This window comes from Marinomonas transparens (assembly GCF_016463975.1).
Classification (GTDB): Bacteria; Pseudomonadota; Gammaproteobacteria; order Pseudomonadales; family Marinomonadaceae; genus Marinomonas; species Marinomonas transparens.
Genome location: NZ_JAEMNX010000011.1, coordinates 90040 through 104234 on the forward strand (window position 1 = coordinate 90040; position 14195 = coordinate 104234).

Consider the following 14195-nt stretch of genomic DNA (forward strand, 5'->3'; position numbering starts at 1 on the left):
TATTATACGCATCCCGTTGGGTCGTTAGCTCAGTTGGTAGAGCAGTTGACTTTTAATCAATTGGTCACTGGTTCGAATCCAGTACGACCCACCACAACACCTCATACCACTCCCAGTTTCTTAAGGGGTAATGATATGTCCGAATTTTTCGATAAGGTAGCACTTCGAGAAACAGTTCAAAAACATCTATTTTCAGCTGAACAGACACTCAAGACCCCAGTCGTAGATAATCAAGAATTGCGTGATGAAATCAAGTCATTACTGATTCAAAAAAATGCTGTCCTAGTGGCTCACTATTATACTGATGATGCTATTCAAGAGCTTGCTGAAGAAACGGGCGGCGTTATCGCTGATTCGCTTGAAATGGCTAGATTTGGAGCCAATCATGAGGCGCAGACACTTGTCGTCGCTGGCGTTAAATTTATGGGTGAAACGGCTAAAATATTAAGCCCTGAAAAAAACATATTAATGCCAACACTAGAAGCGACATGCTCTTTAGATATTGGTTGTCCCATTGAAGAATTTTCTGCATTTTGTGATCAATATCCAGATCGTAAAGTCGTTGTTTATGCCAATACGTCTGCTGCGGTGAAAGCTCGTGCTGATTGGGTAGTAACTTCTAGCATTGCATTACAGGTTGTGGAGCATTTAACAGAGCAAGGCGAAAAAATCATTTGGGCGCCAGATCAGCATCTTGGTGGCTATATTCAACGTGAAACAGGCGCTGATATGATTCTTTGGGATGGAGCCTGTATTGTTCATGAGGAATTTAAAGCAAAAGGTATTTTAGATTTAAAATCTATTTATTCTGATGCTGCTATTCTTGTACATCCTGAATCTCCTGAGTCGGTAGTAGAAATTGCTGATGTTGTGGGCTCAACGTCCCAACTATTGAACGCAACAAAGCAAATGAGTAACGACACTTTTATTGTTGCAACAGATCGCGGTATTTTTTATAAGATGCGACAAGCATCACCTAGTAAGCGCTTTGTTGAGGCGCCGACAGGCGGTTCTGGAGCGACTTGTCGTAGTTGTGCTCATTGCCCTTGGATGGCGCTAAATAGCTTGGAAATGCTGCGTAATGCTTTGAAGTATAATTCTGGTCAAATCCATGTTGCAGAAGAAACTAGAGTTAAAGGGCTTATTCCATTACAGCGTATGCTGGACTTTCAGGTCAAATAATCTATTAAGACTGCGCTTAGATTTTCACTAGACTAACTGTTTTTTAAGGTCTCTAGGTACTTGATTTCTAAATCCGTATAGGAGACTTGCAAACGGTCATATTCGAGGCTTTTTTTATTGAATGTGACTTTTAGTTTCTGTAAATCAGCGTTAGCAGCTTGCTCCAGTACTTTTTCTTTTAGTTCTGTTACTGCCTGCACTAATTTTCTATTTTTCTCTCTTTGCTCAATTAAAGGTTGGTGTGAACTGGTTTTAGAGTTGTGGCGGCTGTCTTTAGTGGCTTCGATCTCTTGCTTTAGTTGTTCATTTTTTCCTTCTGCTATTTCTAATTCTTGAACTAATAACGTCACGCATGTTTCTGACTCTTGAAGTAGACGTTCTAGCATTTTTACATCTTTGTCTTGTTCTAATAAATTTTCACTTTTTCCTTGCTCAAGAGCTGTATCCAAACCATCACGAAGAGAGACTAAGGTTTCTTTTTTGCTTGCATTAAGTGTTTGAAGGGTGCTAGTTGCTGTTTCGTTTTTATTGGCCAGCTGTGTTTCAATTTCTATTAATCGAGCTTCTTTTGCAGCTAGGTCTTCATTTAGAGAGGCGATGGTCTGACTAGAGGCTTTTAATTCTTCTTCTAATTGCAGTGTTAAAGATTGTGATTCTTCGCACATACGTTCCATTTTACTCAAGGCAACCCTTTTCATTTCTGCTACTTCTGCGTGTCTATTGTTTTTATGGGCTCTATCTAGTTCATTTTTTAATTGCTCAATAACCATAGTTTGACGTTTAGATAGGTTATTCAATGTGGCTATCTGTTTAAGTGTCGGATGCTGAAGGCGATCTTTCTCATTAGCAATAATTTTTGGTGTTTGTAGATCGAATGGTTTTAATGTTCCATTTTGTTTACCTTGTTGCTCTACTAGTAGTTTAATTTGACTTTGTAATTTGATGATTTCGAGTTGTAATTTTTGCTGTTCCTTTTTCTTCATTTGAAGCTGCTCAAGGCGTTTCTCCGCCCGTCTAATGTTTTTACGCAAATCCTCGTTGAGCATAAATTGACTTTGAGATAGGGTTTCTTTGGTGACTAATCGCTCTCCCATAAGGAAAAATTCAGCACTGGTATCCTTAAGTGTTTTATCAAGGTCTTCGATTTTTCTTTCCTTGAGCCTTGAGGGTTGGACCGCAAACAGTAAGCTTGAAAGAAAGCGGTTTAAAATAGGTTTTGGATGATCACTCACCTCATTTAAAAGAATGGCTCTTTCTGCTTTTAATATTGTTCCCCAGAGCTTAAATCTGTTTATGTGAGCCGGGGAAGCTGGCTTTAAATGGCCTGTGGCCATGATCGAATTAGCAGCAAATTCTATTTGTTGATCAAGATAATGAACTAGGTGTTTATAATCTTCAGCTCCAGCAATTTGTTCTTCAGAAAGGGGAGGGGATTGAGTATTTTGCGACCTAGGTGCTTGTTGTTTAAGTTGCTTTTTTAGTGGGTTAGAGAGCCACAGCAAAAAGGCACTAGCAATTAGCATAAAGGTACTGAATTCAAGTAGGGTCCAAATTAGCCACTTTGCCATAAAAATCTCCTAAACCTTAAGACAAGCAATATGGTATCTACTATTATCACCCTGTTAAGGTAGAAGAAGTATAAACACCAACTATTATGTTAGCGGGTAAAAAAAGATTATGGGAAAAGAATTCATTCGTTTTATGCGTAATCGTGTTTCTCAAGCAGCTCTCGAAGCACCTTCTCCTAGTGAAGAAGAGTGGCAATTGGTTCTTGATGCTGCAAGTCGTGCAGCCGATCACGGCAACCTCAAACCATGGCGTTTTCGTATTTACGAAGGGGAAGGGCGTGCTAAGCTTGGACAAATATATTGGCATCATGCTTGTTCTGGAATGGGCTCGATAGCTGATAGTAAGAAAGACACCTTTATTAAAAAGGCCTATCGATCTCCAGCCGTTTTACTAGTTTATGCGCATATTCAAGAACACCCCAAAGTCCCAGCTATTGAGCAAGTCATGGCGGTTGCTGCATCGGCACAACAGATATTACTTGGTTTAAATGCGTTAGGTTATGGTGCCATGTGGCGCACTGGTCCAGCTTGTTTTACGCAAGAAACAAAAGCGTTATTGTCTCTTGGTAATAGGGATCAAATAGTGGGGCTCATTTATGTTGGCACGCCGATGAAAGAAGCGAAAGTTGTTGGAGATACTAAGTTGGAATCTCATTTAGAATGGGTAACAGATTAATTTTTAAGGCTTATTTCTTAAAAATGGTTGCAATATAAAACGCTGCTAATTATTATACGCGCACAAATTACACGGAATGTGATTGATCGTTTGGTGAGCTGTCCGAGTGGCCGAAGGAGCACGCCTGGAAAGCGTGTATGTCGTAAGGCATCAAGAGTTCGAATCTCTTGCTCACCGCCATATTCGTCTGATAAGGTTTATCTTGTCAAGACACAAAAAATCCGTTTTAGAGCAATTCTAAAACGGATTTTTTGTACCTAAAGAATAATTATTCCTCAAATAAGGCATTAAGTTCTTCATAAACAATAGGCCGGCCTTCCTTGGTAATGGAAGCGACTATCATTTTTGCTTTGAGAATGAGCTGCCCATCACTACGATATAAATCTTGGTAAAAGGCTGTTTTTAATTTAGAGACACTTTCAACGTTTGTTTCTATATAAAAACTGTCACCACTGATTAATGATTTCTTGTATTCTAATTCGGCTTTTATAAGAACAAGGTGAACACCTTGTGCCGTAATTTTAGCAAAATCTAAACCTTTGGTTTTGATAAACGAATGACGAGCATGCTCTAAATAGTTCTGATAGACAGAATTATTAACGATGCCCTGCATATCACATTCGTAATCTCTTACTTCTAAAGTCATACGTTTATCTTGTTTTCCCTTATCTTCCATAATTAACCTTTAAAGTCAGCGAGCTAGAACCTGATGGAACGGTCTAATGATTCACGATGCGGTTTTTACCTGTTTGTTTAGCATGGTCTAAATTGTTTTGCACTCTTGTAATCAACTGCTCTGAGCTTTCCTCTCCAAGTAAAGTTGCAACACCAATTGATATGGTAATTTGTTTAAGAAGTGTTTTGGTATTTTTATAACGAATTTTTTGTGAAGAGACTTCTTTTCTTATCTTTTCTGCAAACTGAGAGGCTAGGCTGAGCTCCATTTCACTCACAATAATAACAAACTTCCCTCCTTCAAGCCGCGCAATAAAGGCTTTTTCAGGGAGTAAAGAGTGCAATAAGCGGGCAATATAGCGAATAAGAGAAGTGCCAACTCGCTTGTCATATTCGGCATTAACAAGGCCTAAATTATCTATATCTATCAATAATAAAGTGAGGTCATCTTCTGCATAGGGTAGGTAAGCAAATAACTGGCGTTCAAAACCTTTTCTATTTGCTAGTTGCGTCATAGGGTCTATTTCAACATCTTGGCGCATTTTGGCAAGTTCAATTTTTAATTGTTCTAGTTCTTCTTGAGCTTCCAACAAAGAGCGATTAAAAGATTCCGTCGCTTTATTTACTTTAATAGTTTCTTTCTCTAGGTAGTTAACTACTTTTTCTAAATGATCTGGCTTATTGGCTGTCTTTAGCACTTTACGTGTTTTGAAAAGTGTCTGTTCGAAGTTGCTAACGTCTTTAGATATTTTTTTTGTGCTAGATTCTAGATCATTTGCTACATCATTTAAACGCGGGCTTTGACTAATGGAATGATGACGTTCATTAGGTAGAACAAATTCATAAAACAACTCTTTAGATACAAAATCAGGAAGAATAGAAAATTTTCTGAGGGTGCTATCGATGGCTTGATTTAGTTGTGGTGTTCTATTTGAAGCATATTCATACCAAATACCATAGTTATATGGCGTTGGGGCAATATTTAGCTTTGTCATTAATGGCAAAGCCGTGCGCATTAATCGATTTACTTGTTGAATATTTTTTCGGAACATCTATGCCTCAATTGACAGAATAGACCGCTAGGACGTCCCATTTCTTTAGCGGATATACAATACGGTTATAATGGAGCTAAAAAGCCCTGTAAAATGCGTATAATCGATATTATAGATATTTCATTAGAAATTCTTGCCTGTTCTCTTAATAGAGGGGGTTGAGTTCTGGGAAAATGTAACCAACCGTAATCTTATGTTTTATCCTGTAATTTTGCTGGAGAAACCTTCCTTCAAAAGAAGCTCTTTAATTTTTTGTCGATTATCTCCTTGAATTTCAATTGCCCCATCTTTAACTGCACCGCCCGTGCCACATTGGGCTTTGAGTTTTTTTCCTAAGATTTTCATATCATCAAGAGTCAGAGCTAACCCCTGCACTAGGGTGACGCCCTTACCTTTTCTACCTTTTGTTTCAAGTTTAATTGAAACCTTGCCATCACCTAATATTTGGTTTTGCTGACAATTGCAGTTTTCTAAGGCTTGTTCACACTCTGGGCAGAGTCGGCCTTGGTCTGTGGAGTACACTAAATTGCTCTTTTTCATTACCTTACCTATGCTCAAAATTTTGATGGATTTTATCACTTCTGCCATTATTAGATCAGAAAAAATAATGACAATTTTTCTACATTTCATTGATTGCTGCTCTAGACTAATAGGTGAAATGATCTGTGATGCGTGCGCGTATGAGTAATAAATTAATAATTCGACAAGCTACTGAGGCGGATATAGAAGAGATATTGCTCTTTGAGTTTCGTAATCGGGAGTGGTTTGCTCAATACTTTCCGACACAAGCCCTATGCAGGCAAACAGAAATGCATTTCAAGCGCTTACTTAGAGGAAGGTTTTCAGCACTACATTACCTTGTTTTCTTACATGATGAAGCTTTAATTGGGCGTTTTACCGGACAAGTACTAGATGAAAAAAAACATTCTCTGGAAATTTCCTATCGTGTCGAAAAAACTTATACCAATCAGGGGGTCGCTAGATATGTATTGCGGCGCCTATTGCTCATCTGGGCATGCCTTGGCATCAAAGAAGTATATGCCAATGTAGCGGATCATAACCAAGCTTCCGCTAAAGTGCTTACCTCCTGCGGCTTTGAAATGACAGGGGTAGAGGAAAAAGCCTTAAAGCTAAACTCAGGGATACACGATTGTTTGATTTTTAAATGGGTTTCAATTGGGGATTAGCAAATAGCCTCATAGCGGTAAGCAGAAAGCCTGTCGAGAACCGTTGTTATTTTTTTATCAAAACCAGCGTTTAACATTTTAACTTCCTTTGTCGCTGGGTGTGTAAATTCAAGCTTTGAGGCGTGTAACATTAATCTATAATCTTCAGACCAAATATCCTTAATTACCTTATTAATATGGCGACAGCCATAACGACTATCACCAACTAGTGGGTGTAGCTGATGTTTGAAATGTCGTCTGATTTGGTGGGTTCTGCCTTGTTTTGGAGTGACTTCAAGCCAGCTTAAACGCGTGTTGTCATAGCGGCTGACAGGAACAGGAAGCTGGTATTGTGCCAATGACAGGAAGCTCGTCTCTGCAGCTTTTTCAGTGCCTACTATTTTGAATCGAGAGCGGCCTTTTTTTTCATTTAATTTGGCTAGAGGGTAATCTATTACCCCACTTTTATCGCAAAAACCACGAACCAAACAGTGATAGGTTTTCCTAGTTTGTGACTCGGCAAATTGTGCCGCTAACTGGCGAGCGATATCAGGACTAAAAGCCATGACTAATACACCGGAAGTACCTCGATCAAGCCGGTGAACAGGAAAGACCCATTGCCCCGTTTGGTCTCTTAATCGTTGTACGACGGCGTCTTCTTCCTCTTTTGCTAATTCTGTTCGATGAACTAATAAACCAGCAGGCTTATTTACCGCGATTAAATGTTCATCTTGAAATAATATCTCTAAGCTCATGATGTTTTTTCAGCACCTAAAGAAACGATGTAGGTGCTGATTTTTTGCATTGCAATATCTACCAGCTTCTGCATGGCTTCATCGCTGGCCCAAGCAATATGAGGTGTTAGCAAAAAATTTGGGCGTTTGGTTAGGGCTTGAAATGGGTGATCTAGTGGCATAGGTTCTTGTGTCGCAACATCAAATGCCGCGCCAGCAATGCTTTGATTTTCTAGTGCATTTTTCAGCGCTTCTTCATTAACCAAGCCGCCACGGCTAATATTAAGTAACAAGCTGCTTGGCTTCATCAAGGCAAATTCATCATAAGAAATCAGATCTCTTGTGTCATCAGTAAGAGGGCAGTGCAAGCTCACTACATCGGCCGTTTTAAGGGCCTCTTCGAAACTTAAATAGCCTTCTCGGATCGTTTGTGCTCCTTTACGCTCCGCGAGCACAACCTTCATGCCAAATGCTAAGGCGATGTTCGAGACGCCTTGTCCTAACATACCGCCACCTATGATGGTCATAGTACTGCCTGCTAGGTCCTTGATTGGGTAATCAAGAAAGCAAAAGTGTTTAGAGTCAGCCCATTTGCCAGATCTTACATCCTCCAAATAAGAAACAAGGTTTCTTCGCAACGCTAATAATAGTGAAAAGGTGTGTTCTGGTACGCTAATATTGGAATAACCTGCCACGTTTTGAACCGCTATCTGGCGCTTCAAGCAAGCTTCTAGATCCACATTGTTGATTCCAGTAGCCATTACTTGCACGAGTTTTAGTTGCTGGGCTGCATTAATGGAGTCTGCGTTTAATACCGCCTTGTTGGAAAGAATAATATCGGCGTCTTTTATCCGTTCATTCACTTGATCAATGTGTGTGCTTTCATATTCAACAACCTCGGTAATTTGCTCTGGGTAGTGAACTTGGATATGGTTAGGAAATGAATTTCTGTCTAAAAAAACGGCTTTCATTTATTTTCCTTAATTCTATTTAATAGGGGGTACAGATAGGGAAAAACATTTTTCAATACAACAGGTTGACCCTTTTTATTAGGGTGTAACCCATCGCTTTGCATCAAGTCTTTATTGAGTGCAACGCCTTGTAACATAAAGGGTAAATAGGCCAATTTGTATTTTTCTGCGATCTTCTTGTATAGATTAAAAAACATTTCCGTATAACGCTTTCCGTAGTTTTGAGGAATTTGATTACCAATCAAAAGTACCTGTGCGTCTGCTTGATGTGCTTGCTCGATCATTTTTTCAAGATTGCTAGTGGTCTGACTCAAAGGGTAACCTCGTAAAGCATCATTAGCACCCAGCTCTAAAATAACCCATTGTGGCTTATGTTCTAAAAGAAGAGGAGGGAAGCGAGATAAACCGCCTTGGGTAGTTTCACCACTAACACTGGCATTTACTACGCTAATGTCAGGGTGAGATTGAGATAGTTGATTTTTGAGTAAACTAACCCAACCATCTTGTTGTCTTAGATTATAAGCCGCGCTTAAGCTATCTCCCATAACAAGTAGACGAGATGCAGATGCTGGGTTGCTAAAAGCGATAATAATGAACGAACACAACAAAAGTTGTCTTTTAAAAAACATATAAACCCTTTTTAGAGTAAATTACCATGATGACAAACACTGCGATAAAAGTGAGTAATTTAACTCATACCGTTACTTCAAATACAGGTGATTTAACCATATTGAAAGGAATTAATATGGAAATCAAGGAAGGCGAGTCTGTCGCAATCGTTGGCTCTTCAGGATCAGGTAAATCTACCCTATTAGGCTTGCTCGCTGGACTTGATGTTAACACTTCCGGAGACATATCTCTTTATGAACACGCCTTTTCTAGTTTGGATGAAGAAAAAAGAGCCTTAATACGCGGTCAATATGTTGGCTTTATTTTTCAATCTTTTCATCTACTACCAAGCCTTCAAGCAATTGAAAACGTTATGTTACCTGCGGAGTTAAAAGGTGATAAAGATGCCCGTAAAAAAGCGGAAGTCTTGCTCGATAAAGTAGGGCTGTCTCACCGTCTGACCCATTACCCAAATCAGTTATCGGGCGGTGAACAGCAACGAGTCGCCATTGCTCGGGCTTTCGCCTCTAGTCCCAAAATACTCTTTGCTGATGAGCCAACAGGAAACCTTGATGAGGAAAATGGCAAAATTATTATTGAGCTACTTTTCGACCTTAATCAATCTCAAGGTACCACTTTGGTTATGGTGACTCATGATAACCAACTCGCCAAGCAGTGTAGTCGTCAGTTGATTATGTCTGCTGGCCAACTTGCGGAAAAAACATTATGAGTTTTGCTTTACGTTTAATGCTGAGGGATATTCGTAGCGGAGATATTCTTACCTTGGTAATGGCACTGATCATTTCGGTCAGTACAGTGACCTCTATTGGTTTATTTATCGATAGGTTGCAGCTTTCCTTTGAGCAGGAGTCTGCAAACTTACTGGCAGCGGATCGTTTAATCCGATCCGATGGCGTGATGCCAGTTGAATGGCAAAAGAAAGCCCAAAATTTATCATTAAAGCAAGCAGAGCGAACCTCTTTTACCACCATGATGTTTGCTGGTGATACTTTACAGCTCACTCAAATGAGCGCGGTAACGGATAGTTATCCGCTTAAAGGCGCTTATTTAGTTGATGATACTTTGTTTGGAACAGGGAAGAATTCGACTGAGCCTCCAAAACCTGGACAAGTTTGGTTATCATCTCGTCTCGCGAGCTTATTGAATATCGCCATAGGTGACCAAGTTGAAGTCGGCGAAGCCAGGTTTGTTGTTACTAAGTATTTAGTGAGAGACCCAGGCTCCAGTGCTTCGAGCTTTTCTATATCGCCTCGTGCTGTCATGAATATAGCGGATCTTGCTGCAACACAAGTCATTATTCCCGGTAGCCGAGTGCGCTATTCGCTTTTATTGGCTGGGGATAGAGCGGCTCTAAATGACTACGAAGATTGGATTACTCCTCAATTAAACGATGGGCAGCGCTGGCAAACCCCAACCCAAAAAGGCAATCGTATTGGTGACACCATAGGAAAGGCAGAGTCCTTCTTGTTGTTAGCCGGTACCTTAGCGGTTGTCATGTCTGGTGTGGCCATGGCATTGGCTTCAGCACGGTTTGTTAAACGCCATCTAATGCAAGTTGCGATTTTAAAAACCTTAGGAGCGACACCTAGGTTATTAATGGGGATTTTTTTCGTCCAGCTCTTTATTCTTTTTATTGTCGGCGCATTAGTAGGGTTAGCAGCTGGCTGGGGAATTCAAGGGATTATTTCCTCTTTGTTGTCTGGATTAATGTCGACCACCTTACCTGAACCTTCTATTAGTCGCTTATGGTTGGGTCTAGCAACGGGGTTTGTTTCTATGCTGGCGTTTTGTCTGCCGCTAATGCTGCGCCTGATAAATATTTCACCTTTGTCGGTATTACAACCTAGTGCAAAGATAGAGCAAAATACCTTGCTTATTTACTGCGTTGGCTTTGCTGGTATGTATGGGCTTATGTGTTTGTATACTCAAGGTTTTTTATTGCCCAGTATCATGACATTAGCGATAGCGGGTATTGGCATTGTGGTGGCCGGATTAGGCTGGCTGGCCTTTAGATTAGGACGCTCTTTAACGTCAGGAGCGACCAGTGGTTGGCAAATAGGCCTTGCTTCTCTTTATCGCCGACTAATTCCAAACCTCTTCCAATTATTGATATTCACTCTAATTATTATGCTGGGGCTTATCTTGGTTGGAGTGAAATCCAGTCTAGTAGCAGATTGGCAGCAGCAATTACCAGATGATGCGCCTAACCATTATTTGTTTAATGTACAAGTTGATCAAATTGACCAAATCGACAAAGAAACCGATCAACTTGGTGTTATTAGGTCCGATTGGTACCCGATGGTTCGAGGTCGTGTCATATCGGAAAATGGGAAAAGCATTCAAGAACTTTACCCTGAAGGCACAGATGAGCCGGATCTCTATGAACGAGAGCTAAACCTTACTTGGGCAAGCACTTTGGGTAAGGGCAATACACTGACCTCCGGTGATTTTACTGCTGATGGCTTGTCCATCGAGCAGAGAGTGGCAGAGGAGGCAAACCTTAGTATTGGAGATAAGCTTACGATAAATATTGGCGGTAATATCGTGACCTTACCTATTACCTCAGTTCGTACAGTGGATTGGGGGTCGATGCAACCGAACTTCTTCCTCATTTTGCCAAAAGAAGCGCTGCAAGATTACCCAGCTAATTTTGTGAGCAGTTTGTTTATTGCTGATGATAACGCACAGCCTTTCTATAAAGCGATGTCGCAATTTCCCACCGTCTCAATCCTGAATGTAGGGGACATCTTAAAACAGATACAAACCATCATAGGGCAATTGTCTCAGGCGATTCAGTTGGTATTACTTTGTATATTGAGTGCAGGCGCTTTGGTTTTATTGGCTAGCGTACGCTCTACCTTGGAAGAGCGTTTAGAAGAAGGGGCCTTGTTACGAGTCTTAGGTGCAAGAAAGACCTTGGTACAACAGGCGCTTTTTGTCGAGTTTGGTGCGCTTGGGTTATTTTCAGGTTTGATCGCCGCGGCTGGTGCTGAAGCCTGTTTATATGGTTTACAAGTATTTGTCTTTAAGTCTCCCGCAAGTTGGCATCCATTGCTCTGGGGATTAGGGCCATTAATTGGTATTTGTGTTATTTGTGCCATTGGTATATTTGCCAGCAGGACTGTGTTAAAAGTGCCTCCCATGCTTTTGTTGCGTGATCTTTAGGTTCTTTTTTAGCTAGGCTATTTTAAATGTTTGTAGAAAAAAGTGGCTACATTGTCAGCCGTCATACGCGTGAAGTGAATGGCCAGCTTGAAATGAGTCTTTTTATAAAGACGTCTGAAGGAACGGTCAAAGTCCTTCCTGATAAACAATTCTGCGTATTTTTTACCGACGCCCCAGTCGATGTTTTACAAAGGGACGTATCGGGCATCCAGCTTGTTGAGTCTCATTATCAGTCATTTGATGGTCAGCTTGTGACCTTGGTGCAAAGTCGCAGTCTTACGCTCCACCAGCAGATGATTGCTTTGGTTAAAAAAGCCGGTTACTTGGTGTTTGAGGAGGATATTAAGGCTCATAACCGTTATCTTATGGAGCGAAATATTCGCGGTGCCGTAAGGTTTATTGGTATTCCTGATCCTGCCCGGCAAATTTATACTCAAGCACGTGTAATTACTGGGCATTACCAACCAAATTGGAAGGTTTGGTCGCTCGATATAGAAACTTCTGTCTCTAGCAATACTTTGCTTTCCATTGGCATTACGGCAACGGATCAGCGCATTGCTTTTGTGGTGACAGATCAAGCAACTGACTCGCCTTTTATTCAACGTTTTAATGATGAAAAAAGCTTGTTACTGGCTTTTATTCGATATGTAAAAAAACATTCTCCAGATATTTTTATTGGCTGGAACCTGATTGGCTTTGATTTGCACTTTATCGACCAGCGCTGCCAAGTGCTTGGTATTCGACCCGCTTTTGGGGTGAATGGGGAAAGTTGGAATATCCGCTCTTCTGATATGCAAGGTAAGTACTTTGCCAGTATTCCCGGACGCGTTGCGTTGGATGGTATTACCTTATTAAGGGTTGGGGGCTATCACTTCGAGTCTTTTAGCCTCAACAATGTCAGTAAAGAAATCCTTGATGATGGCAAGTTGCTGCATGGTGGCGACCGTTGGCAGGAAATAGAGCGATTACACAGGGAAGACCTAGACGCCTTTGTCGCCTACAACCTGCAAGACTGTGATCTTGTATTGCGCATTTTTGACAAACTAAAACTTATTGAATTACAGCAAACGCGGGTCGATTTGACGGGGATCCCGTTGGAACAAACTGGTGGCTCTGTGGCGGCCTTTGAAAACCTGTACTTACCAAGATTGCATAAATCGGGTTGGGTTGCTCCTGCATGGACAGAAGACCCATTTGTCGCCAGTCCGGGCGGCTTTGTCATGTCGTCTATTCCTGGCTTGTACAAGAACGTCTTGGTATTTGACTTTAAGAGCCTGTACCCGAGCATTATCCGCACTTTTCACATTGACCCTTTAGCACGGATTGTTGCCGCGGATAGCAAGCACGGTTCTTTAAATAACTCGAATAAATTAGTACCGGGGTATTTGGGTGCAAGCTTTGATCGGCAACAGGCGATCCTTCCCTTATTGGTCGGTGAGCTTGCTCAGGCAAGAGAAGAGGCAAAGAGATTAGATAATGGTATTTTGAGTTACGCCATCAAAATTATTATGAATTCTTTTTACGGTGTATTAGGCTCAAATGTTTGTCGTTTTTATCATGCTGAGTTGGCGAGTTCTATTACCATGCGCGGACATGAGCTATTAGGCAAAACAAAAATCTGGATGGAGGAGCGTGATGCAAAAGTCATTTATGGCGATACCGACTCGCTGTTTGTGACCTTCAATAGGGATCAAGAAGACCCTCATGCATTAGGGCAAGCGTTATGTGAGCAAATCAACGCTTGTTTGACCGCATGGTGTCAGGACTATGCTCAGCTTGATTCTTACCTAGAGTTAGAGTTTGAGCGTGTCTACGATCGTTTTTTTATGCCAACCATTCGAGGACAGGAAGAAGGCAGCAAGAAACGTTACGCAGGTAAATCAAAAGGGGAATTAGTTTTTAAAGGATTAGAGGCAGCAAGAACCGATTGGACTCAGCTTGCACGGCAATTTCAACGCACTCTTTTCGAAAAGGTCTTCAATGATGAAAACCCTGTTGCCTTTATACAAGAGACCATTTCCAAGTTACGAGCAGGTGATTACGATGAGCTTTTGGTTTATAGCAAGCAACTAAGTCGCCCTTTGTCGTCCTATACTAAGAACAAACCACCTCATGTCAGAGCCGCCGCTATGATAGATCAAAAAAGAGCAGAATTGGGGCAGCCACTTGAATATGACAAAGGTAGAAAACGTGTCCATTACTTTTATCAGCGTTCTGGTATCCTTCCTTATGAAGGGCCAAGTGATTTGGTGGACTTAGATTACGAACATTATATAGAAAAGCAAATTGAACCTATTGCGGATAGCATCTTGCCTTTTTTTAAAACCAACATGGCGAGCCTTCTTTCACAGCAGATATCTTTACTTTAATTGCATC

Annotated in this window: 13 protein-coding genes and 2 tRNA genes; 8 read left to right on the top strand and 7 right to left on the bottom strand. The window is 40.9% G+C overall.

Annotation, left to right across the window (positions count from 1 at the left end; translation table 11 throughout):
• Positions 1–18 precede the first annotated feature (18 nt).
• Together I8J31_RS10950 and nadA are read left to right on the top strand one after the other, a co-directional pair.
• A tRNA-Lys gene (locus I8J31_RS10950) sits at positions 19–94 on the top strand.
• A 41-nt stretch (positions 95–135) separates the two neighbouring features.
• Positions 136–1182 carry a quinolinate synthase NadA gene (gene nadA / locus I8J31_RS10955; protein WP_199468602.1) on the top strand — a complete coding sequence of 349 codons (1047 nt, stop codon included), beginning with the start codon at positions 136–138 and terminating at the stop codon, positions 1180–1182.
• A gap of 32 nt (positions 1183–1214) precedes the next feature.
• Here the strand turns inward: nadA and I8J31_RS10960 are convergent, their stop codons facing one another.
• Positions 1215–2750, bottom strand: coding sequence for a coiled-coil domain-containing protein (locus I8J31_RS10960; protein WP_199468603.1), 1536 nt, complete (start codon positions 2748–2750; stop codon positions 1215–1217).
• 109 nt (positions 2751–2859) lie between these two features.
• Between I8J31_RS10960 and I8J31_RS10965 the strand changes: the two genes are divergently transcribed.
• Entirely contained in the window at positions 2860–3426 is a 567-nt protein-coding gene (locus tag I8J31_RS10965; RefSeq protein WP_199468604.1) for a nitroreductase family protein, read from the top strand.
• Between the two features lie 92 nt (positions 3427–3518).
• Positions 3519–3606: transfer RNA gene (locus I8J31_RS10970), tRNA-Ser, on the top strand.
• 88 nt (positions 3607–3694) lie between these two features.
• Here I8J31_RS10970 and I8J31_RS10975 read toward each other — a convergent pair.
• The 3 genes from I8J31_RS10975 to I8J31_RS10985 form a co-directional block, all read right to left on the bottom strand.
• On the bottom strand, positions 3695–4102 hold the full coding sequence (locus tag I8J31_RS10975; protein WP_199468605.1) for an acyl-CoA thioesterase: 408 nt from the start codon (positions 4100–4102) through the stop codon (positions 3695–3697).
• A 43-nt stretch (positions 4103–4145) separates the two neighbouring features.
• Positions 4146–5096 (bottom strand): GGDEF domain-containing protein, encoded by a 951-nt coding sequence (locus I8J31_RS10980; protein ID WP_233402712.1) that lies wholly within the window; start codon positions 5094–5096, stop codon positions 4146–4148.
• A 255-nt stretch (positions 5097–5351) separates the two neighbouring features.
• Positions 5352–5783 carry a translation initiation factor gene (locus I8J31_RS10985; RefSeq protein WP_325101197.1) on the bottom strand — a complete coding sequence of 144 codons (432 nt, stop codon included), beginning with the start codon at positions 5781–5783 and terminating at the stop codon, positions 5352–5354.
• Between the two features lie 50 nt (positions 5784–5833).
• Here I8J31_RS10985 and I8J31_RS10990 point away from each other — a divergent pair, with 50 nt between their 5' ends.
• Complete coding sequence (locus tag I8J31_RS10990) at positions 5834–6340, top strand: GNAT family N-acetyltransferase (RefSeq protein WP_199468607.1); 507 nt, start codon at positions 5834–5836, stop codon at positions 6338–6340.
• Here the strand turns inward: I8J31_RS10990 and I8J31_RS10995 are convergent.
• From I8J31_RS10995 to I8J31_RS11005, 3 genes are read right to left on the bottom strand one after another with little or no spacing between them, the layout of a single operon-like run.
• Positions 6337–7074 (bottom strand): pseudouridine synthase, encoded by a 738-nt coding sequence (locus I8J31_RS10995; protein ID WP_199468608.1) that lies wholly within the window; start codon positions 7072–7074, stop codon positions 6337–6339. The genes I8J31_RS10990 and I8J31_RS10995 overlap by 4 nt on opposite strands.
• Entirely contained in the window at positions 7071–8024 is a 954-nt protein-coding gene (locus I8J31_RS11000; protein WP_199468609.1) for a D-2-hydroxyacid dehydrogenase, read from the bottom strand. Before I8J31_RS11000 ends, I8J31_RS10995 begins: the two co-directional genes overlap by 4 nt.
• Complete coding sequence (locus I8J31_RS11005; RefSeq protein WP_199468610.1) at positions 8021–8653, bottom strand: arylesterase; 633 nt, start codon at positions 8651–8653, stop codon at positions 8021–8023. Before I8J31_RS11005 ends, I8J31_RS11000 begins: the two co-directional genes overlap by 4 nt.
• A 26-nt stretch (positions 8654–8679) precedes the next feature.
• Between I8J31_RS11005 and I8J31_RS11010 the strand changes: the two genes are divergently transcribed.
• From I8J31_RS11010 to I8J31_RS11020, 3 genes are read left to right on the top strand one after another with little or no spacing between them, the layout of a single operon-like run.
• Positions 8680–9363, top strand: coding sequence for an ABC transporter ATP-binding protein (locus tag I8J31_RS11010; protein ID WP_199468611.1), 684 nt, complete (start codon positions 8680–8682; stop codon positions 9361–9363).
• Positions 9360–11819, top strand: a complete 2460-nt coding sequence (locus I8J31_RS11015) for an ABC transporter permease (RefSeq protein ID WP_199468612.1) — start codon at positions 9360–9362, stop codon at positions 11817–11819. The genes I8J31_RS11010 and I8J31_RS11015 overlap by 4 nt, the downstream gene beginning before the upstream one ends.
• 26 nt (positions 11820–11845) lie before the next feature.
• The gene (locus tag I8J31_RS11020; protein WP_199468613.1) at positions 11846–14188 is read left to right on the top strand and encodes a DNA polymerase II; all 2343 of its coding nucleotides are present in this window, start codon (positions 11846–11848) and stop codon (positions 14186–14188) included.
• The last annotated feature ends 7 nt before the right edge of the window (positions 14189–14195 follow it).